Genomic DNA, 20,700 nt, shown 5'->3' with positions numbered 1-20,700 from the left:
ATTAACCGACGGATCCTTCCATCTGCAGTTCAATGAGGCGGTTCAGTTCGAGGGCGTATTCCATCGGCAGCTCCCGGGCAATCGGCTCAATGAAGCCGCGCACGATCATGGCCATGGCCTCGTCCTCGGCCAGGCCGCGGGACATGAGGTAGAACAGCTGCTCCTCGGAAACCCGCGAGACGGTTGCCTCGTGGCCCATGGTCACGTCGTCCTCGCGGACGTCGATATAGGGGTAGGTGTCCGAGCGCGAGATCTGGTCGACCAACAGCGCGTCGCACACCACGGAGTTGCGCGAACCCTTGGCACCTTCGCGTACCTGGACCAGGCCGCGATAGGCCGAACGGCCCCCATTGCGGGCCACCGACTTCGCCACAATCGACGAGGACGTGTTCGGCGCGATGTGAACCATCTTCGAACCAGTGTCCTGGTGCTGTCCCTCGCCGGCGAAGGCGATGGAAAGCGTCTCGCCCTTGGCGTGCTCGCCGACCAGGTAGACGGCGGGGTACTTCATGGTGACCTTGGAGCCGATGTTGCCATCGATCCACTCCATGGTGGCGCCCTCTTCGCAGATGGCGCGCTTGGTGACCAGGTTGTACACGTTGTTCGACCAGTTCTGGATGGTCGTGTAGCGGACGCGGGCGCCCTTCTTCACGATGATCTCCACGACTGCGGAGTGCAGCGAATCCGAATCGTAGATCGGGGCGGTGCAGCCCTCGATGTAGTGCACGTACGAGTCCTCATCGGCGATAATCAGCGTGCGCTCGAACTGGCCCATGTTTTCCGTGTTGATGCGGAAGTAGGCCTGGAGGGGGATGTCCACGTGAACGCCCTTCGGGACGTACACGAAGGAGCCGCCGGACCACACCGCGGTGTTCAGCGAGCCGAACTTGTTGTCTCCCACGGGGATGACGGAGCCGAAGTACTCCTTGAAGACGTCCTCGTGTTCCTTCAGACCCGTGTCGGTGTCCAGGAAGATGACACCCTGCTTCTCCAGGTCCTCACGGAGCTGGTGGTACACGACCTCGGACTCGTACTGCGCGGCGACACCGGACACCAGACGCTGCTTCTCCGCTTCCGGGATGCCGAGCTTGTCGTAGGTGTTCCGGATGTCCTCGGGAAGATCTTCCCAGCTCTTGGCCTGCTTCTCCGTGGAGCGCACGAAGTACTTGATGTTGTCGAAGTCGATGCCGGAGAGGTCTGCACCCCAGGTCGGCATGGGCTTGCGGTCGAAGTACTTCAGCCCCTTCAAGCGAAGGTCGAGCATCCATTCCGGCTCGCTCTTCTTGCCGGAGATGTCGCGAACGACCTCTTCGCTCAGGCCACGGCGCGCGTTGGCGCTGACGTCGTTTTTATCCGACCAGCCGTACTCGTAGTTGCCAATCCCGTGGAGCTCCGGATTCTTTTCCAGAATCTCGGAGATCACGCCGGGGTCGGCGGTCTCCTGTGCCATCTGATCCGTCATCGCGGCCTTTCCTGCTTTGTCAGCTTGACTCGTGTTCTCTTCTCAGCGTGCTGAGGAGTCTGGTTACGCCCCATGGGGATATGGGTCGTACAAACATGCCCGCCGGATGCCAGGGTCGATAGTCGACGGACGTCGACCCCCAGCAGACGGGCAAAGACTTTGGTTTCTTCATCGCAGAACGCCGGGAACTCCCGGGCCAGATCCTGGATGGGGCAATGCCCTTGGCACAGTTGCATGCTCTGCATCGTCGCTGCCGGCTGGTTGAAGCCCACATTGCGGGTCGATGCCACGAACCCGTCGCCGCTGAGTGCTTGCGAGAGGGCCTCGGCCCGATCCGCCAACTCTTCCCCCGCGGCTTCAACGGCTGGCCGGTAACGGCGTTCCATCTTCTCGAAGCGCCGGGCGGCAAAGGCCCGGACGGCTTCGTCGCCTGCGGCATCGGCCAGATCGGTCAGCGCCGAGGTGGCGATGTCGAGGTAGTCGTTGCCGAGCTTTGTCTGGCCGCGGTGGCTCAGAACGTAACGTCGTGCGGGACGTCCGGCACCGGCTGGCTGGTTGGCCACGAGCTTGACCTCGACCAAGCCGTCCCGGCTCAACGCGTCGAGGTGGCGCCGCACGGCCGCCGGGGTGAACCCGAGATTCTCCCCGAGTTCGGCGGCGCTGACAGGGCCCTGATGGAGGACGGCCTGCAGCACGCGGTCCCGGGTGCGTTCCTCGGCCTCGGGCACCATCCGCGGCACGGTCGGCTGAGCGTCCGTGTCAGGAGGAGTCAATTGCGATGAATACACAACACAATCATGACCTAATGTGCCGGACTCCGCCAGTAAGGCGTGGCTTAGTTCCCTCCCGGCGGAAATCCGCGGGGCACCTGGCCAGCCCCCGGCCTTCTCTACGTGACGTAGAATGCTTGCGTGCCAACAACAGAACCCCATCTCGTCGTCGACTCGCTGCGCAAGGACTTCGGTCCCGTTGCCGCACTGGACGGACGCATGGTCCGGGTCCTCAACGGTATCTCACTGACGGCCCACGCCGGATCGGTCACCACCTTGCTCGGCTCCAATGGCGCTGGAAAGTCCACCACCCTCGGATGCGCCCAGGGGCTCCTCAAGCCCGACGGCGGCACCGTGCGCCTGCTCGGCCACGACCCGTTCTCCGGTGGCAGCTCCCTGCGCTCGCGGGTCGGCGTCATGCTCCAGGACGGCGGCCTGCCCCCTTCCGTGAAGCCCATGGCGTTGTTGCGACATGTCGCGGGCATGTACGCCCATCCCGTCAATATCGATGCCCTGGCCCAACGCCTGGGAATCGACTCCTTCGCACACACCACGATCCGGCGGCTCTCCGGCGGCCAGCGCCAACGGGTGGGCCTGGCCGCGGCGCTCGTCGGCAATCCGGAAGTGGTCTTCCTCGACGAACCAAGTGCCGGGCTGGACCCGCAATCCCGCCAAACCGTCTTCGACCTGATCGCCGAGCTGCGTGAACGCGGACTCTGCATCGTGCTGACCACGCACCTGATGGAGGACGCCCAGCGTCTGTCGGACTACGTGTACATCATCGACAACGGCCGCAACGTCGCCCAGGGGACAGTTGCCGAACTGACGGCAGAGGCCACCACGGCCACCGACAGCCGCACGCTCTTCTTCACCGCCACGCCCGGCCTGCCCTCCCCCGAGCTGCACGACGCCGGCTCGCTGGTCGAGGAGGCCGCCGGCCAATACCGGGTCGAGGGGATCCGCTCGCCGGCCGCCCTGGCAGAAATCACCTCCTGGTGGGTCGAACAGGGCATCCTCCCCACGTCAATCAGCATGGAACCGAAGAACCTCGAAGATGTCTTCCTGGACATTGCCGAAGGAGGCACCCGTGGTTGAGCCGCGCCACAACGGCCTGCCCGTTGCCCCCGCCGATCGGGAAGCGAGCACCAACGCGGCGCCGTTGGCCCGCCGCATCCTGCGTCATGGCCGCTACGAGACCGCGGCGATGCTCGGTAACGGCGAACAGCTCGTTCTCGCGGTCGTCCTGCCCCTGCTGGCTCTGTTCGGCTTGACGTTCACCGACATCCTCGACGGAATCGCCGCAGAACGCATCGACGCGGCAACCCCCGGGGTGCTGGCCCTGTGCGTCATGTCGACCGCCTTCACCGGCCAGGGGATCTCCACCGGCTTCGACCGCCGCTACGGCGTGCTGCGGTTCCTGGCCACTACACCACTGGGGCGGGCAGGACTGATCTTTGGCAAGGCGCTGGCCGTGCTCGCGGTGCTCGTGATCCAGATAGTGCTCGTCGGCGGAACCGCTCTCATCCTCGGGTGGCGCCCAGACCTCTCCGGCGCACCCATCGCGGTCGTGCTCCTGGTTCTCGGCGCCGCGGCCTTCACGTCGCTCGGGCTGCTGATCGCCGGCACCGTGCGGCCCGAGGCCACCCTGGCCATCACGAACCTCGCATGGATCCTCCTGGCCGCCGGCGGCGGGATCCTCATCCCGGGCAGCCGACTGCCCGGGGTGCTGTCCGACATCGTGGCCGTCCTGCCGTCCTCCGCACTCGGCGACGCTCTGCGCGACGCCCTCATCGGTGGGACAATGAACATCGGCGCCTGCCTGATCCTGCTGGTCTGGACCATCGCCGCCGGCCTGGCCGCCACCCGCTGGTTCAAGTGGAACTGACGCGCGTTCACACGACCTCACCGTGTTCGAAATGGAGAATGACATCATGACAACGCCCGTGGCCACGCGCTGGTACGACCGGCTCCCCCTGTCCGTCGGACCGGGGACCCACCGGCTGGCGATCGCATCGCTGGTGACCCAGGCCATCCTCATCGTTTCCGGGGGCGCCGTCCGCCTGACCGCTTCCGGGCTCGGCTGCTCGCAGTGGCCGAACTGCATGCCCGGAACGATGACCCCGACACCGGAAATGGGCGTCCACGGGCTGATCGAATTCGGCAACCGGCTGCTCACGTTCGTGCTCGCGGCCGTAGCCCTGGCCATGATCATCGCCGTCTGGCGCATCCGACGCACCCACCGCACCATCTTTTGGCTCTCGGTGGCGTTGCTCTGCTTCATCCCGATCCAGGCGGTCATCGGCGGCATCACCGTCCTGACCCACCTCAACCCGTGGGTCGTCAGCCTCCACTTCCTGGCCTCGATCGCCCTGGTCGCCGTCGCGACGCTGCTGGTGAACCGCACCGGTCGTGAATCCCGCGGCGAGGCACAGGTCGCTTCGGGTCCGATCACCGGGACGATGCGCGCGCTCGGCTGGACCGTCGCGATCACCTCGGCGCTGGCCCTGATCCTGGGGACGGTCGTCACCGGGACCGGCCCCCACGCCGGGGATCCGTCTTCGCCCCGCCATGACTTCAACCTGTACCTGGTGACGCGCATCCACGTCGTCCCTGTCTACCTGCTGGTCATCGCCACCCTGCTGGGCCTGTACCTGGTGTTCCGGACCCGGGCAGCATCAGCGCTCAAGCGCGGCTACCTCCTCCTGGTCTTTGCCGTGCTCGCACAGGCGGCCATCGGCTACACCCAGTTCTTCCTGGGCCTGCCCATCGGCGTGGTCCTGCTGCACATGGTCGGCACCGCCGTGCTGACGGCCGCGGCAACAAACGTGTGGGACCGCTCCACAGGCATCGTCCCGCTGTAGGCCGCCGCTCACCGCCCGGTATCTGGCCCCTTCCCCTCCGTGTCCACCGCGGGGACGGGGCGCTCCGGTCGCGGGAATCGCGGCTTGTGCCACCACTCTGGGACCCTCGCGAATCTCGGCAGGGGGCCGTGAGAGCCGCAGGCTCCGGACACTCCGTGCAAAAGATCTCGATAGACGACAATCTGCACACATCCTGGAGCAGTGAGCCGGGCGGCATCGTATCGAACTGTTCCCGGACAAAAGCCGGCCGGGGTTCGGTTCAGGAATACACCACGGACGCGGGCACTTGTATCCACTATGACTACTATCGCAATCATCGGAGCAGGATCAGGCCTCGGGGCAGCCGTAGCGAGGCGCTTTGGCGCGGAAGGTTTCAGCGTTGCCCTCATTTCCCGCCATCAGGGACGCGTGGACGCCCTTGCAGGGGAACTGGAAGCCGAAGGCATCGAGGCCAAGGGATTCGCGGCGGATGTCCGGGACCCGTCGTCCCTGGCCAAGGTTCTGGAACACGCAACGGAGGCGCTCGGGCCGATCGAGGTGCTTCAGTACAGCCCGCTGCCGCAAAAGGACTTCATGCGCCCGGTGCTGGAGACGACACCGGCCGATCTCGTGGGGCCCATCGAGTTCTCGATCTACGGTCCCGTCGCTGCGGTCCATCAGGTCCTGCCCGGCATGCGGTTCCTGGGCAAGAACCGGGGGACAGTCCTGTTCGTCAACGGCGGTTCGGCCGTCTCCCCGGGCCGCAACGTCACCGGCACCTCCGTGGCGTTTGCCGGCCAGGCCGCCTATGCCCAACTCCTCCATGAAGTCCTCGGAGAGGAAGGCATCCAGGTCTCCCAACTGGTCATTGGTGGCCGCATCATCGCTGGCGACCCGGAAAAGGACCCCGAGGTACTGGCCGGACACCTATGGGATATGCACACCAAACGGGACCGTTTCCGGCTCCAGATCAGCGCCGACTGACGGCACGCCGGGACAGCATTGTCCGACGGGGCCTGGCCACGTCCGAGATCGGCTATGGCTCGACGGGGATCTCACTCTCCTGCGGACCCGGTAACGCAGAAGGCGGCACCGCGGCGATTCAGAGGGCCGGCGATCTGGGCGCCACCGACTTCGATACAGCCGAAATGTACGGCTGGGGCGAGAACGAGGAAATCGTCGGTCGCACCGTCAAAAGTTTCCGCGAAGACGCCATCATCGCAATGGAATTCGGTTTCAAGGCACCGGACTTCAGCGACGACTCCCGGCCCTAGCGCATCCGCGAGGTCGTCTGGTGCGGCCCAGTAACCTGACCTGCTTTTTTGCGGTTGGGCTATATATCTGGAGATGCAAGTAGGTCGACCGATTCTTGAATGGCCTTGATCAGCGATTCGTCTGTCCATCCTGGCGCTTCCTTCCAGTGATGAAGCTGATCGGCGGCAAGTACGGCCATGATCGACTCGGCACGGAATCTGGCATTCGGGACCCCGATTGTGGCGAGCAGGATCTCCACGTGATGACGCCAGAACGGATAGACTTCGCGGCCGAGTCGACCACCGGGTGTTGTGGATTCCGCGAGCATGATCAGGTCGATGTTATCTAAAATGTGGTGGATGTACGCATCAACAAATGCCGCGAGGCGCTCGCGGGGCGGTGCGCCGGGGCCCAATGGAGGTGGCCCCTGGAGCATCCTTCGGTTGGTTGCGGCTGCTGCCAGTGCGGGCTTTCTCGGAACTAATCCCCGAGCCGATCGGCTTGCGGATCGCATGGACACCGCTGGCATTACCGCCGCCCGCTGGAAGTGAGGCCGCCGCGGAGCGAAAGTCCACAAGCAGTTGCGCCGCGGATCTGCGCGTGACCTCCCGGCAAAGGGTTGCAAGACGGCTGCACCTGCATTCGCTGCCGCTGTCGCGCTGTCGGCCATTCTGGAATTAAACGGGAGCGCCCACAGCGCACGCAGGGGGCGCTCCCGTTGGGTCGGCCGCCATCTAACCGAGGAAAATGGCGGTGAGTGTCTTTAGCTGTAGAGGCCTCGGTTGAGCTCGACCAGGTCATCGGAGATGAGGGTCTCGCCCTTCTCGATCTTCTCCGTGATCGCGGAGATCGCGCGGTCCCTTCGCTGCGGGATCAGATCCTTCCTGGCAGCTGCCAGGGCATTGGGAACTTCCTGGCGTGTGCGATCGGTGCAGTACACGGGGGCTCCGGGCTGCTGGCGCCACGAATCGGCCAGGGAACCGGAGTCGACGGCATCGAAGCCGGTGTCCTCCACCAGGCGCATTGCCAGAGCCTTGTCGGCCTCGCGGTCCGCGGCGACGGGAATTGCGATGCGATCCGGGTCTCCTGCTGCCTTGCCCTTGGCCTCGAAAGACCCCGCTCCAATGGCGTTCCAGGCCTTCGTGACGGGACGTCCGAGCTGCTCCGTGACCCACACGCTTTCGACGTGCCCCTCGTCGAGTGCCTGCACCTGCCCATCGCGCATCGGGTAGTAGTTCGAGGTATCGAGGATGGCCGCATCGCTTGGAAGGTCCGCGATGAGGGGTTTGATGTCGGGGATGCGACTTAGCGGCAGGGAGATGATGAGAGTTTCGACGCCGGTGGTGACGTCGGCGGCCTCTACTGCACGGGCGCCCGCTGCCACGATCTCTGAATCGATGGTCTCCGGGCCGCGGGAGTTGGCGATCTTCACCTCATGTCCTGCACCGCTGAGCTTGCGGGCGAGAGTCGCGCCGATAGATCCAGCTCCGAGAATGCCAATTTTCATGTGATTCCTTTCATTCCGGTGAGGTCCTCCCACTCTGGGACTATCTCATTCGCGAGAGGACCAGATTATTCAACGAGAAGGTCGGTCAAGCGTATTAGCCAATAGTCCGCACGAACCTGGGTTCCGTGGAGGAAGTTGCGTCGCATCGAAGAACAGGGCCTCGCTGGCCCCGCCGACTCGACGACCCGGGCGCCGCCGTAGGACTTGGCGCAGCAGCACCTGCCACGTCTGCCCGCGCCGTACCTGCGGAGCAACCCCGACGGTGGGCCGCATCCGCCGGAGGGGCTTTATGGACTCGCCCGGGGCAAGAAAAAGAGGGCCGGTCCGCCAGTGCGGTCCGGCCCCCTCCGAGAACGTGCGCTCAGCCGAAGATCGGTTGGCCCACGAAAGGATCAATGGCCAGGGCCACGAACACGATCGTGAGGTAGGTGATGGAGATGTGGAAGACCTTCATCGCCTTGCGGTTCATGTCCTGCGGCAGGTGCTCGCGCTGCGCCTCGCGGTACAGGACGTGCGATTCGAAGATGAACCAGCCACCGGAAACGGCGGCCAGGACCGTGTAGACGATGCCTGCGTTGCCCATGGGGACCAGCAGCAGGGAACACACCACGGTGGCCCACGCGTAGAGGACCACCTGCACGGATACCGTACGTGCACCGGCGATCGCGCCGAGCATCGGGACGTGGGCGTTGTTGTAGTCGTCCGCGTACTTCATGGACAACGGCCAGTAGTGCGGTGGAGTCCACAGGAAGATGATGAGGAAGAGGATGATGGCTGGCCAGGCGAGGGTCCCCGTGACGGCGGCCCAGCCGATGAGCACGGGCATGCACCCGGCAACGCCACCCCAGACGATGTTCTGCGAGGTGCGGCGTTTGAGGATGAGCGTGTAGAAGACGACGTAGAGCAGGATCGCCACGAGGCCGAGGACCGCGGTGAACAGGTTCGTGCCGGCCCAGAGGATCGCGATCGACGCGATCCCCAACAGCCAGGAGAAGACGAACGCCTCACGCGGTGTGACCTCACCGGTGACCAGTGGCCGCTTCGAGGTCCGGTTCATGAGCTTGTCCATGTCGCGGTCGAAGTAGCAGTTGAAGGCCCCGGCGCTGCCGGCGGCAAAGGCGCCGCCGACCAAAGTTGCCAGAATGGTGAGCAGATCCGGGAAACCCCGGTGGGCGAAGATCATGGTCGGCAGCGTGGTGACCAGAAGCAGTTCGATGACGCGCGGCTTGGTCAGGGCGACATAGGCCCTGGCCTTGCGACCGACGTAGCCGCCCAGGCTTTCGTCGGGTTGACGTGACGCACGAGGTGCGAGCTCGGCGTCGGTCGGTACGGTCTTCACGGACATGCCACTCAGTTCTTCGCGGGGTATACACAGACAACCCCCATCATACCCTTTTACAAGGTGTAGAAATTGGGGCTGGTTCCCCCCTGCGCGAACGGGGGCGAAATTATCCGACCAAACGGGCCCCCGATACCCCCAAAGCGTTATGGTTGAAGCTGATGTGCCGGAGCGCTGAAGCTCAGTATTCATACATGGGCGTGCAGCATCTGCGCTTCCATCACCTTCACTCGTCCGGCACCGACCGCCTAACAGGACCAGAGAGAGGGGCCGCCACGTGGCGCCACAGTCAGACGTTCGGGAATTGTCGTGGACGGAATTGGACCAGAAGGCGGTGGACACCATCCGTGTCCTCGCAGCCGACGCCGTGGAAAAGGTGGGCAGCGGCCACCCCGGCACGGCCATGAGCCTGGCACCTGCGGCGTATCTCCTGTTCCAGCAGCACCTGCGCCACGACCCCAGCGATCCGCAGTGGATCGGACGAGATCGCTTCGTCCTCTCCCCCGGGCACACCTCGCTGACGCTGTACCTGCAGTTGTTCTTCTCCGGTTACGGCCTGGAGATGAAGGACATCGAATCCCTACGCACCTGGGGATCGTTGACCCCGGGTCACCCGGAGGTCGGGCACACCGACGGCGTGGAGATCACCACCGGCCCGCTGGGCCAGGGCCTGGCCTCCGCTGTCGGCTTCGCCTACGCCGAACGGCGCATGCGGGGCATGCTCGATCCGGACGCGGCCCCGGGCACCAGTCCCTTCGACCATTCCGTGTTCGTCATCGCCTCCGACGGCGACCTGCAGGAGGGCGTCACCTCCGAGGCCTCGTCACTGGCCGGGCACCAGGAACTGGGCAACCTGGTCGTGATCTACGACGAGAACCACATCTCCATTGAAGACGACACCGACGTGGCCTTCACCGAGGATGTCCTGGGACGGTACGCGGCCTATGGCTGGCACACCCAGCGGGTGGACTGGACCCGCACGGGAGAATACGTCGAGGACATCGAGGCCCTGCACGCGGCGATCAACGAGGCCAAGGCGGAGACCAGCCGCCCGTCGATCATTTCCCTGCGCACCATCATCGGCTGGCCGTCGCCGACCAAGAAGAACACCGGCGGAATCCACGGCTCCAAGCTCGGCACCGACGAGCTCGAGGCCCTGAAGAAGGAACTGGGCTTCGACCCGCAGGCGCACTTCGCCCTCGACGACCAGGTGCTGGCCCATGTCCGCGAGGTGGGCGACCGCGGTGCGGCACTCCACGCCGAATGGCAGCAGGGCTACGACGCGTGGAAGGCAGCCAACCCGGACAACGCCGCCCTCCTCCAGCGGCTCAGCGACGGCAAGCTCCCCGAGGGCTGGGAATCGAAGCTTCCCGAGTTCGAGGCCGGCAAGGACCTGGCCACCCGTGCCGCCTCCGGAAAGGTCATCAACGCCATCGCCGAGGTGCTGCCCGAGCTGTGGGGCGGTTCCGCCGACCTGGCCGGCTCGAACAACACCACGATCGAGGGTGCGCCGTCGTTCATCCCCGCCACGAAGCAGACGAATTCGTGGAAGGGCAATCCGCTTGGCCGTGTCCTCCACTTCGGCATCCGTGAGCACGCCGCCGCCTCGATCGTCAACGGCATCGCCCTGGCGTCGCCGACGCGCCCGTTCTCGGGGACGTTCCTGATCTTCTCGGACTACCAGCGCCCGGCCATTCGCTTGTCGGCCCTGATGGGAGTGCCGTCCATCTACGTGTGGACGCATGACTCGATCGGCCTGGGCGAAGACGGCCCGACCCACCAGCCGGTGGAGCAGCTCGCCTCGTTGCGTGCCATCCCGAACCTCGACGTCGTCCGCCCCGCGGACGCCAACGAGGTGGCGTGGGCGTGGAAGACGATCCTGGAGAACACGTCGAACCCCGCCGGCCTGGTCCTTTCGCGCCAGAACCTTCCGGTGTACGACCGCTCCCGGCCCGGCTTCGGTGCTGCCTCCGGCGTCGCCCGGGGCGGCTACGTCCTCGTCGATGCCATGCGGGATGGCCAGGTCGTCGATCCCGACGTCGTGCTGCTGGGCACCGGCTCCGAGGTCCAGCTGGCCGTGGACGCCCGTGAGGCGCTAGCCGCCGAAGGCGTCGCGGCACGGGTCGTCTCGCTGCCCTCGATCGAGTGGTTCAACCGCCAGGACCAGGCCTACCGCGAGTCCGTGTTGCCCTCCGCCGTCACCGCACGGGTCAGCGTCGAGGCCGGCATCGCGCTGGGCTGGCGCGAACTGGTGGGTGATCGCGGGCGGATCGTCTCGCTGGACCACTTCGGCGCTTCCGCTGACTACCAGCGCCTCTACGCCGAGTTCGGCATCACCGCCGAGGCCGTCGCCCAGGCGGCCCGTGACTCCATCGCCGCCACGAACTAGCCCCCAGCCGGCCGGCCCGTATCGGGCCGGCCGGAACCCTCCTGCGGCCCGGCCGCGGAGCGACACGAACCTTGTCCCACCTCCGGAAGGATCCACCCCATGAGCAACCCCAACACCCAGGCCCTCTCCGACGCAGGAGTGTCCATCTGGCTCGACGACCTCTCCCGCTCGCGTCTGACCTCGGGCTCCCTGAAGGACCTCATCGGCGGCCGCAACGTGGTCGGCGTGACCACGAACCCGTCCATCTTTGCCGCAGCCCTGTCCAAGGGTGACGCCGACTACGCAGCCCAGGTCGCCGAACTCGCAGCATCGGGTGCCGACGTCGAGGAAGCGGTTTTCCAGATCACCACCCACGACGTCACCACCGCCTGCGACCTGTTCGCCCCCGTTGCCACCGCGAGCAAGGGCATCGACGGGCGCGTCTCGATCGAGGTCGACCCGCGTTCCGCCCACGACGCCGCCGCAACGGTCGACGAGGCCAAGAAGCTCTTCGCCAAGGTCGACCGCGACAACGTGTTCATCAAGATCCCGGCCACCGTCGAGGGCCTGGAGGCCATCACCGCGACCCTGGCGGAGGGCATCAGCGTCAACGTCACGCTGATCTTCTCCCTGGAGCGCTACCGGGCGGTCATCAACGCCTTCCTGACCGGTCTGGAACAGGCCAAGGAGAACGGACACGACCTCACCAAGATCCACTCCGTCGCATCCTTCTTCGTCTCCCGCGTCGACACCGAGATCGACAAGCGGCTCGACGCGATCGGCACCGACGAGGCCACGGCACTGAAGGGCAAGGCCGGTCTGGCCAACGCCCGCCTTGCCTACCAGGTCTTCGAGGAGGACTTCTCCTCCGAGCGCTGGGGTGTCCTGGCCGCCGCCGGTGCCCGTCCCCAGCGTCCACTGTGGGCCTCCACCGGGGTGAAGGACCCGTCCCTGCCGGACACGCTCTACGTCACCGGTCTGGTCGCCCCGCAGGTCGTGAACACCATGCCCGAAAAGACGCTGGACGCCACGGCGGACCACGCCGAAATCACCGGGGACACCGTCACCGGCACCTACGACGAATCCAATCAGGTCCTCGACGATCTAGCCGCCCAGGGCATCGACTACAACGACGTCGTTGCCCTGTTGGAGACCGAAGGCGTCGACAAGTTCGATGCCGCCTGGAAGGAACTGCTCGTCGACGTCCGCGACGCCCTCGAGTCCGCCGGCAAGGCCACGGCATGAGTGCCCTGGGGTTCACGGCAACCGGTGCCGCCCGGGAGGCGATCCGGACCCACATCCCCGGCCTCGTCGCCGAGAACACGGCATCGCGCATCGCCGCCAAGGACGCCACCCTGTGGGGTCCGGAGGCCGAATCGGAGGCCGCGAAACGTCTGGGCTGGGTCGATCTGGCCGAGACATCGCGACCCCTCGTATCGCCGATCCTCGAGCTGCGCGACGAGCTGCGTGCCGAGGGCATCAACCGGATTGTGCTGGCCGGGATGGGCGGCTCGTCATTGGCTCCCGAGGTCATCACCGCCACAGCCGATGTGGAACTTGTCGTCCTGGACAGCACCGACCCGGAAATGGTCGGGAACGCGCTGACCGACCGCCTGGCCACCACCGTCCTGGTCGTGTCCTCGAAGTCGGGTTCCACGGTCGAGACCGACTCGCAACGCCGCGTGTTCTCGCAGGCATTCGAGGACGCAGGGATCGATGCGGCCTCCCGCATCGTCGTCGTCACCGACCCGGGATCACCGATGGACGAGGCGTCGCGCAAGGCCGGCTACCGTGCCGTCTTCAATGCGGACCCCAACGTGGGCGGACGCTATTCGGCGCTCACGGCGTTCGGCCTGGTGCCCTCCGGGCTAGCCGGGGTCGACATCGCCGCGCTGCTCGACGATGCCGAGGAAGCCGCAGAATTCCTCTCCGACGATGACGAGGACAACCTCGGCCTCGCCCTGGGTGCCGCCCTGGGCGGCACCAAGCCATTGCGCAACAAGATCGTGTTCGTCGACGAGGGATCCGGAATCGTCGGCTTTGCCGACTGGGCCGAGCAGCTCATCGCCGAATCCACGGGCAAGCACGGCACCGGGCTGCTGCCCGTGGTCGTGGAACCCGGCGCGGAGGAAACCGTGCACCAGGCCGACGACGTGTTGCTGGTGCACCTGGTGGCCGATGACGAGGATCCGGTCGTCGCCACCACCGGACACCACGTGTACGTGTCCGGTTCGCTCGGCAGCCAACTGCTGCTGTGGGAATATGCAACGGTCGTGGCCGGCAAACTGCTCGGGATCGATCCGTTCGACCAGCCCGACGTCGAAGCGGCCAAGATCGCGGCCCGCGGTTTGCTGGATGCCACCCCGGAGCCGGAACCGGCCCAGCTGGTGGACGGCGACATCGAGCTGCGCGCCACCGAGGGCCTGCTCGAAGGAGCAGCCGGCGTCACCGATGCCTTGGCCAACCTGCTGGGCGCGCTCCCGGCCGACGGCTATGTCAGCATCCAGGCCTACCTGGACCGGATCGGCCACGCCGAGCTGGCGACCCTGCGCGAGGACCTGGCCTCCGCCTCGGACCGTCCCACCACCTTCGGGTGGGGGCCGCGGTTCCTGCACTCCACCGGGCAGTTCCACAAGGGTGGGCCGCGGATCGGTGTCTACCTGCAGATCACGGCGGATTCCGACATGGACATCAGCATCCCCGACCGGCCGTTCACCTTCGGCCAGCTGATCTCCGCCCAGGCCACCGGCGACGCACAGGTCCTCGCGGATCTGGGGCGTCCCGTGCTGCGCCTGCACCTCACCTCACGTGATGAGGGCATCCGCCAGCTGCGCGCCGCGATCGGTTCGTTGCCCGGACTCCACCGGTAACGGCCACACGGCGGGCGGCCACTTCCGGCCGCCCGCCGTTCGCTCTCCCCCTGCTTCGACAGAGAAAGTACCCCATGGCAGATACCGCCGCGCACAATCCCCTGCGCGACCGTCGGGACCGTCGGCTGAACCGCATTGCCGGGCCGTCGGCCCTGGTGTTCTTCGGTGTCACCGGCGACCTGGCCCGCAAGAAGCTCCTCCCCGCCGTCTACGACCTCGCGAACCGGGGCCTGCTGCCGCCGGGATTCGCCGTCGTCGGCTTCGGCCGCCGCGACTGGTCCGCCGACGACTTCGTCGCCCAGGCCCGCGAATGGGTCACGGCCAACGCCCGCACGCCGTTCAACGAAACCGTGTGGGCCCAGCTCTCGGGCGGATTCCGGTTCGTCACCGGCGGCTTCGCCGACGAGGATGCCTACGAGCGGCTGGGACTGACCCTCGACGAGCTCCAGGGCTCCCGGGGCACGCGTGGAAACCACGTCTTCTACCTGTCCATCCCCCCCAATTCCTTCGAGCAGGTCTGCGAGCAGCTCTCCCGCCACGGCCTGGCCCAGCCGGACCAGATCCGCACCGCCGCCGACGACGGCAGCAAGGAAGAGGCACGGCCGGAGGCCGCGCCGGTGCACGACGATGGTGCGGGCAGCTCCCAGCCCTGGCGCCGGGTGGTCATCGAGAAGCCGTTCGGCCATGACCTGGCGTCGGCCCGCGAACTCAACACGATCGTCGAGTCGGTGTTCCCGCCCGACGCGGTCTTCCGGATCGACCACTACCTCGGCAAGGAAACGGTCCAGAACCTGTTGGCGCTGCGCTTTGCCAACCAGCTCTTCGAGCCACTGTGGAACGCCAACTACGTCGACCATGTCCAGATCACGATGGCCGAGGACATCGGCATCGGCGGCCGGGCTGGGTACTACGACGGCGTCGGCGCCGCCCGCGATGTCATCCAGAACCACCTGCTGCAATTGCTCGCCCTGACGGCCATGGAAGAGCCCATCTCCTTCGATGCCGACCATCTGCGCGCCGAGAAGGAAAAGGTGCTGGCTGCCGTCAAGCTGCCGGCCGACCTGTCCCGCCATTCCGCCCGCGGGCAATACACGGGAGGGTGGCAAGGCGGTGAGGAAGTCACCGGTTTCCTCGACGAGGAGGGATTCAACCCCGAGTCGCGGACCGAGACCTATGCGGCGATCCGGGTCGACATCAACACCCGACGCTGGTCCGGGGTTCCGTTTTACCTGCGCGCCGGAAAACGCCTGGGCCGTCGGGTCACGGAGATCGCCGTCGTCTTCAAGCGGGCGCCCAACCTGCTCTTCCGCGACAACTCCTCCGAGGAATTCGGCCAGAACGCCGTCGTGATCCGCGTGCAGCCCGACGAGGGGGCGACCATCCGCTTCGGGTCCAAGGTGCCGGGGACGCAGATGGAGGTCCGCGACGTCACCATGGACTTCGGCTACGGGCACTCCTTCACCGAATCCAGCCCCGAGGCCTACGAGCGGCTGATCCTCGACGTGCTGTTGGGTGAGCCGCCCTTGTTCCCGCGCCACCAGGAAGTCGAACTGTCCTGGCAGATCCTCGACCCGTTCGAGGATTACTGGGCCGGTCTGGATGAACAGCCCGAACCCTATGCACCCGGAAGCTGGGGGCCGGCCTCCGCGGACGAGCTGCTGGCCCGAGACGGAAGGATGTGGCGTCGGCCATGATCGTGGACCTGCCGAAGACGACCACCTCCAAGGTGGCGAAGAAGGTCATGAACCTGCGTGAGACCGGAGGGGTGGTGGCCCTCAGCCGGGTCCTGACCCTGGTGGTGGTCACCCAGGCCGGGTTCGAGGAGGAGGCCATCGCGGCCGCGAACCTCGCCAGCCGCGAGCACCCGTGCCGCATCGTCGTCGTCGTCGAGGGCAACCCCTCGTCGCCGACCGAGCTCAGTGCCCAGATCCGTGTCGGCGGCGACGCCGGCGCCTCGGAGGTCATCGTGCTGCACGCCGATGGCGAACTGGCCACGGCGAACGAGTCGCTGGTGAACGCCCTCCTGCTCCCCGACGCACCGATCGTCGCGTGGTGGCCGCACGGCATGCCGACCTGCGCCTCGGAGACGGCCATCGGGAAGATCGCGCATCGGCGCATCACCGACAGCAGCACCGCCCATGAACCGCAAAAGGCGCTCTTTGCGTTGGCGGAGAGCTATGCCGCCGGCGACACCGACCTGGCCTGGACCAGGCTCACCCTCTGGCGGGCCCAGCTGGCCGCGGTGCTGGACCAGCTCGACCCGTCACAATTGACGGCGGCGACCGTCAAGGGGGCGGCATCGAACCCCAGCGTCGTCCTGCTGGCCGCGTGGTTGACCCTGCGGCTGGACATCCCGGTGACCATCGCCGCGTCCGTCCGCGGCACCGGCGTGCGCAGCGTGCGCTTCTCCCGCTCCGACGGCGACGTGGTGCTCACGCGCCCCCACGACGATGTCGCGGAGCTGTACCAGCCGGGCCAGCCAGTGCAGCGCGTCTCGCTCCCCCGCCGGAACACCTCTTCCTGTCTGGCCGAGGAGCTGCGCCGGCTGGATCCGGATGAGATCCTCGGTGAGGTGCTGCGCGAAGGCCTCGCCCAGACGAACCTGCGCAGCGTGACCGCCAGCGAACGCTGAGCGGGTTCGCGGAACACCCGGGCGCGGACGACGACGAGGCGGCCACCCTTCGGGGTGACCGCCTCGCGTGTGGGCCGTGCAGACCGCACCAGATGGTGCTGTGGGCAGCCCTTCGTGCGTTGGCGTCCTAGGACTCGGCGCTGAAGCGCATGATGACGCCGAGGGCGATGATGACGGCTCCCCAGGTCAGACCGAGGACGACCGTGATGCGGTTGAGGTTCCGTTCGGCGACGCCGGAGGAACCCAGGCTGGTGGTCATGCCACCGCCGAACATGTCCGACATGCCGCCGCCGCGCCCCTTGTGCAGCAAAATGAGCAGGGTCAGCAGGAGGCTGACGAGTCCCAACACCACCTGCAGGACAATCTTGAGTGTATCCACTACTACCTTTCGGTCGACTACGGCCGGGACCGCTAGTCCGTCACCAGATGATGCTCGAACCTGACAATGTTAGCAAATTCCGCGGCGTCCAGGCTGGCACCCCCGACGAGGAGCCCGTCGACGTCGGCACCACGGAGGATCGCAGCGGCATTGGCGGCCTTCACGGACCCACCGTAGAGCAGCCGGATCCCGGCCGCCGTGTCGGCGTCGTACAGTTTTCCGAGTTCGGCGCGCAGTGCCGTCGCCATTTCCTGGGCGTCCTCCGGTCCCGCGACTTCCCCGGTGCCGATGGCCCACACCGGCTCGTAGGCGACGACCAGGCGTGCTGCCTGTTCCGTCCCCAGCCCGGCGAGTGACCCGCGCAGCTGCTCCAGGGTGTGCTCGACATGGTTTCCGGCCTGGCGCACCTCGAGGCCCTCCCCGACGCAGAGCACCGGCACCAGCCCATGGCGGTAGGCCGCTGCCACCTTGCGGGAGAGCAGTTCGTCTGGTTCGGCGTGGATGCTGCGGCGTTCGCTGTGTCCGACCAGGGCGTACCGTGCCCCCAGCTTGGCCAGGAAGGCACCGGAGATGTCGCCGGTGTAGGCGCCGGAGGCCTCGGGTGAGAGGTCCTGCCCGCCGTAGACCACCGGAAGGTCGTCGCCGGCAACGAGGGTCTGGACACCACGCAGGTCGGTGAAGGGCGGGAAGACGGCGACCTCGACCCGGTCGAAGTCGTGCTTGGCGTCCTCAAGCGTCCATGCCAGCTTTTGCAGCAGCGTGATGCCCTGGACGTGGTCCATGTTCATCTTCCAGTTGCCGGCAATGAGCGGCTTGCGGACGAATTGCCCGTTGGTGGAGGTGGTCATGTGGGGCTACTTCCCTTCGAGCGCGGTGAGGCCGGGCAATTCCTTGCCCTCGAGGTATTCGAGGCTGGCGCCGCCTCCGGTGGAGATGTGGCCGAAATCGTCCTCGTCGAAGCCCAGCGTGCGCACCGCGGCGGCGGAATCGCCGCCTCCGACGACGCTGAACGCCTCGGAGTCGGCCAGGGCCTGGGCCACGGCGCGGGTTCCGCCGGCGAAGGCCTCGATCTCGAAGACGCCCATCGGGCCGTTCCAGAAGACGGTGTTGGCCGAGCGGATGTAGCTGGCGAATGCCTCGCCCGAGGCCGGGCCGATGTCCAGTCCGAGGCCGGTGCTCCCGAAGCGCCCGGATTCGATCCCGTCGGCCGGGAGCACCTCGTGTTCGGCGTCTGCCCCGAACTTGGAGGCGACCACGACGTCGGTGGGCACGATGATGTCGCAGCCCACCTCCTTGGCCCGTGAAAGGTATCCGCGGACCGTGTCGAGCTGGTCGGCCTCCAGCAGCGACTTGCCAACCTCGTGGCCCATCGCCTTGAGGAAGGTGAAGGCCATGCCGCCGCCGATCAGCAGGTGGTCGGCACGGCCGAGCAGGCTGTCGATGACGGCCAGCTTGTCCGAGACCTTGGAACCACCCAGGACGACGACGTAGGGCCGCTTGGGCGCCTCGGTGAGCTGGTGCAGGACCTCGACCTCGGTGCGGACCAGATCGCCCTGGTAGGCCGGGAGCACGGCCGCGATGTCGACCACCGAGGCGTGCCTGCGGTGCACCGCACCGAAGGCGTCGTCGACGTAGGCGCCGTTGTCCCCGGTCAGGGCCGCGAGTTCGGCGGCGAAAGCTGCGCGTTCGCCGTCGTCATTGCTGGTCTCCCGGGCATCGAAGCGCACGTTCTCCAGAACCAGGACCCCGCCGTCTGCCAGCGCGGAAGCGAGCTTTCGTGCGCTGTCGCCGACCACGTCATCGGCTATCGTGACGTCGAAGTCGGCCAGTTCGGACAGCCGGTTGGCGGCGGGCCGGATGGAGTACTTCGGTTCCGGGACGCCCTTCGGGCGGCCCAGGTGCGCCATGACGATGACCCGGGCACCGGCGTCGGACAGTTTGGACAGGACGGGAAGGGACGCACGGACGCGGCCGTCGTCGGTGACGGTGGAACCGTCGAGCGGCACGTTCAGGTCACTTCTGACCAGAACGTGCCGCCCGCGGACACCATCGGCGAGCAGATCGTCGAGAGTGTGGGAAGTCATGGCTTCAGGCTATCGGATCGCCGCCGTTACGCCAGCTTCGAGCCGACGAATTCCGTCAGGTCGACCAGCCGGCTCGAGTAGCCGAATTCGTTGTCGTACCAGGCGATGACCTTCACGGTGCTGCCGATGACCTTGGTCATGGGCGCATCGAAGATCGCCGAGTGCGGATCGGTGACGATGTCGCTGGAGACGATCGGGTCCTCGTTGTAGCTCAGGTACGGGGCCAGCGGGCCCTCCTCCGAGGCGCTGCGGAAGGCGGCGTTGACCTCCTCCACCGATGCCTCGCGGGCCAGGGTGACGGTCAGGTCGGTGGCGGAACCCGTCGGGACCGGTACGCGCATGGCGTAGCCGTCGAGCTTGCCCTTGAGCTCCGGGAGCACGAGGCCGATGGCCTTGGCGGCTCCGGTCGAGGTGGGGACCATGTTCAGGGCTGCGGCACGGGCACGGCGGGGGTCCTTGTGCGGGCCGTCCTGCAGGTTCTGGTCGGCGGTGTAGGCGTGGATGGTGGTCATCAGGCCATCCACAATGCCGAACTGGTCATTGAGGACCTTGGCCACGGGGCCGAGGCAGTTGGTGGTGCAGGAGGCGTTGGAGATGATGTGGTGCTTCTCCGGGTCGTACCGCCCGTCGTTGACGCCCATCACGATGGTGAGGTCCTCGCCCTTGGCTGGGGCAGAGATGATGACCTTCTTGGCACCGGCTTCGAGGTGTTTGCGCGCCCCATCGGCCTTGGTGAAGATGCCGGTGGATTCGATGGCGATGTCGACTCCGAGCTCGCCCCAGCCCAGGTGGGCGGGATCCTTCTCGGAGAGAATGCGGATCCGCTGGTTGCCGACGACCAGGAAGTTTCCGTCGACCGTGACGTCTTCGGCCAGGCGGCCCATGACGGAGTCGTACTTGAGCAGCATGGCCAGGCTGTCGATGTGGGCCAGGTCGTTGATGGCGACGATCTCGAGGTCTGCCTGGTTCATGAGCGCGGCGCGCAGGTAGTTGCGGCCGATGCGTCCGAAGCCATTGATGCCAACACGGGTAGTCACGTGAGTATTCTCCTTGCCGGGTGGTAGCCACCACCGTGCTCCAAATAAGGAGAGATTGACGCGGGGTGGCATTGCTGGTGATGGGACACCCCGTTGTGTCGTTGGCCGGTGGGCCGGCCGGTCCCGCGGGCTCCCGATCCGGGGAAAACCGGATACGG

At 66.5% G+C, this 20,700-nt stretch carries 19 protein-coding genes; 10 read left to right on the top strand and 9 right to left on the bottom strand.

Going from position 1 to position 20,700, the window contains the following annotated elements:
- Nucleotide 1: 1 nt before the first annotated feature.
- Together sufB and AC1MEQ_RS00765 are read right to left on the bottom strand one after the other, a co-directional pair.
- Entirely contained in the window at nucleotides 2-1,462 is a 1,461-nt protein-coding gene (gene sufB / locus AC1MEQ_RS00770) for a Fe-S cluster assembly protein SufB (RefSeq protein WP_479793076.1), read from the bottom strand.
- On the bottom strand, nucleotides 1,459-2,193 hold the full coding sequence (locus tag AC1MEQ_RS00765; RefSeq protein WP_479793074.1) for a helix-turn-helix transcriptional regulator: 735 nt from the start codon (nucleotides 2,191-2,193) through the stop codon (nucleotides 1,459-1,461). Before AC1MEQ_RS00765 ends, sufB begins: the two co-directional genes overlap by 4 nt.
- 180 nt (nucleotides 2,194-2,373) lie before the next feature.
- On the opposite strand from AC1MEQ_RS00765, the gene AC1MEQ_RS00760 reads away from it, so the two are divergent.
- The 5 genes from AC1MEQ_RS00760 (at nucleotide 2,374) to AC1MEQ_RS00740 (ending at nucleotide 6,346) form a co-directional block, all read left to right on the top strand.
- A complete protein-coding gene (locus AC1MEQ_RS00760; protein ID WP_479793072.1) occupies nucleotides 2,374-3,327 on the top strand; it encodes an ABC transporter ATP-binding protein in 954 nt (317 codons plus the stop codon).
- Nucleotides 3,287-4,117, top strand: coding sequence for an ABC transporter permease (locus tag AC1MEQ_RS00755; protein WP_479793070.1), 831 nt, complete (start codon nucleotides 3,287-3,289; stop codon nucleotides 4,115-4,117). Before AC1MEQ_RS00760 ends, AC1MEQ_RS00755 begins: the two co-directional genes overlap by 41 nt.
- Before the next feature lie 46 nt (nucleotides 4,118-4,163).
- Nucleotides 4,164-5,093 carry a COX15/CtaA family protein gene (locus AC1MEQ_RS00750; protein ID WP_479793068.1) on the top strand — a complete coding sequence of 310 codons (930 nt, stop codon included), beginning with the start codon at nucleotides 4,164-4,166 and terminating at the stop codon, nucleotides 5,091-5,093.
- Between the two features lie 297 nt (nucleotides 5,094-5,390).
- A complete protein-coding gene (locus tag AC1MEQ_RS00745; RefSeq protein WP_479793066.1) occupies nucleotides 5,391-6,056 on the top strand; it encodes an SDR family NAD(P)-dependent oxidoreductase in 666 nt (221 codons plus the stop codon).
- Nucleotides 6,002-6,346 (top strand): aldo/keto reductase, encoded by a 345-nt coding sequence (locus AC1MEQ_RS00740; protein ID WP_479793064.1) that lies wholly within the window; start codon nucleotides 6,002-6,004, stop codon nucleotides 6,344-6,346. Before AC1MEQ_RS00745 ends, AC1MEQ_RS00740 begins: the two co-directional genes overlap by 55 nt.
- Before the next feature lie 59 nt (nucleotides 6,347-6,405).
- Here the strand turns inward: AC1MEQ_RS00740 and AC1MEQ_RS00735 are convergent, their stop codons facing one another.
- The 3 genes from AC1MEQ_RS00735 to AC1MEQ_RS00725 all read right to left on the bottom strand — a co-directional run bounded on the left by AC1MEQ_RS00735 (nucleotide 6,406) and on the right by AC1MEQ_RS00725 (nucleotide 9,178).
- Complete coding sequence (locus tag AC1MEQ_RS00735; RefSeq protein WP_479793062.1) at nucleotides 6,406-6,762, bottom strand: hypothetical protein; 357 nt, start codon at nucleotides 6,760-6,762, stop codon at nucleotides 6,406-6,408.
- Nucleotides 6,763-7,089: 327 nt separating this feature from the next.
- Entirely contained in the window at nucleotides 7,090-7,833 is a 744-nt protein-coding gene (locus tag AC1MEQ_RS00730) for an NADPH-dependent F420 reductase (RefSeq protein WP_479793060.1), read from the bottom strand.
- 361 nt (nucleotides 7,834-8,194) lie between these two features.
- On the bottom strand, nucleotides 8,195-9,178 hold the full coding sequence (locus tag AC1MEQ_RS00725) for a heme o synthase (RefSeq protein WP_479793058.1): 984 nt from the start codon (nucleotides 9,176-9,178) through the stop codon (nucleotides 8,195-8,197).
- Nucleotides 9,179-9,449: 271 nt separating this feature from the next.
- On the opposite strand from AC1MEQ_RS00725, the gene tkt reads away from it, so the two are divergent.
- The 5 genes from tkt to AC1MEQ_RS00700 all read left to right on the top strand — a co-directional run bounded on the left by tkt (nucleotide 9,450) and on the right by AC1MEQ_RS00700 (nucleotide 17,042).
- The gene (tkt, locus tag AC1MEQ_RS00720) at nucleotides 9,450-11,561 is read left to right on the top strand and encodes a transketolase (protein WP_479793056.1); all 2,112 of its coding nucleotides are present in this window, start codon (nucleotides 9,450-9,452) and stop codon (nucleotides 11,559-11,561) included.
- A 99-nt stretch (nucleotides 11,562-11,660) separates the two neighbouring features.
- A complete protein-coding gene (tal, locus tag AC1MEQ_RS00715) occupies nucleotides 11,661-12,785 on the top strand; it encodes a transaldolase (RefSeq protein WP_479793054.1) in 1,125 nt (374 codons plus the stop codon).
- A complete protein-coding gene (locus AC1MEQ_RS00710) occupies nucleotides 12,782-14,410 on the top strand; it encodes a glucose-6-phosphate isomerase (protein ID WP_479793053.1) in 1,629 nt (542 codons plus the stop codon). The genes tal and AC1MEQ_RS00710 overlap by 4 nt, the downstream gene beginning before the upstream one ends.
- Before the next feature lie 74 nt (nucleotides 14,411-14,484).
- Entirely contained in the window at nucleotides 14,485-16,104 is a 1,620-nt protein-coding gene (zwf, locus tag AC1MEQ_RS00705; protein ID WP_479793051.1) for a glucose-6-phosphate dehydrogenase, read from the top strand.
- Nucleotides 16,101-17,042, top strand: a complete 942-nt coding sequence (locus AC1MEQ_RS00700) for a glucose-6-phosphate dehydrogenase assembly protein OpcA (protein WP_479793050.1) — start codon at nucleotides 16,101-16,103, stop codon at nucleotides 17,040-17,042. The genes zwf and AC1MEQ_RS00700 overlap by 4 nt, the downstream gene beginning before the upstream one ends.
- A 127-nt stretch (nucleotides 17,043-17,169) precedes the next feature.
- Here AC1MEQ_RS00700 and secG read toward each other — a convergent pair whose 3' ends face one another.
- Genes secG through gap form a run of 4 tightly spaced genes read right to left on the bottom strand, consistent with a single transcriptional unit; the run spans nucleotide 17,170 to nucleotide 20,542 of the window.
- Complete coding sequence (secG, locus tag AC1MEQ_RS00695; RefSeq protein WP_479793048.1) at nucleotides 17,170-17,421, bottom strand: preprotein translocase subunit SecG; 252 nt, start codon at nucleotides 17,419-17,421, stop codon at nucleotides 17,170-17,172.
- A gap of 32 nt (nucleotides 17,422-17,453) precedes the next feature.
- Nucleotides 17,454-18,269, bottom strand: a complete 816-nt coding sequence (gene tpiA / locus AC1MEQ_RS00690; RefSeq protein WP_479793047.1) for a triose-phosphate isomerase — start codon at nucleotides 18,267-18,269, stop codon at nucleotides 17,454-17,456.
- Between the two features lie 6 nt (nucleotides 18,270-18,275).
- Nucleotides 18,276-19,505, bottom strand: a complete 1,230-nt coding sequence (locus AC1MEQ_RS00685) for a phosphoglycerate kinase (RefSeq protein WP_479793046.1) — start codon at nucleotides 19,503-19,505, stop codon at nucleotides 18,276-18,278.
- A 26-nt stretch (nucleotides 19,506-19,531) separates the two neighbouring features.
- Complete coding sequence (gene gap, locus AC1MEQ_RS00680; protein ID WP_479793044.1) at nucleotides 19,532-20,542, bottom strand: type I glyceraldehyde-3-phosphate dehydrogenase; 1,011 nt, start codon at nucleotides 20,540-20,542, stop codon at nucleotides 19,532-19,534.
- Nucleotides 20,543-20,700: the final 158 nt, after the last annotated feature.

The sequence above is a fragment of the Arthrobacter sp. ASL1 genome (assembly GCF_056680475.1).
This window is presented reverse-complemented; position numbering and strand designations above follow the sequence as displayed.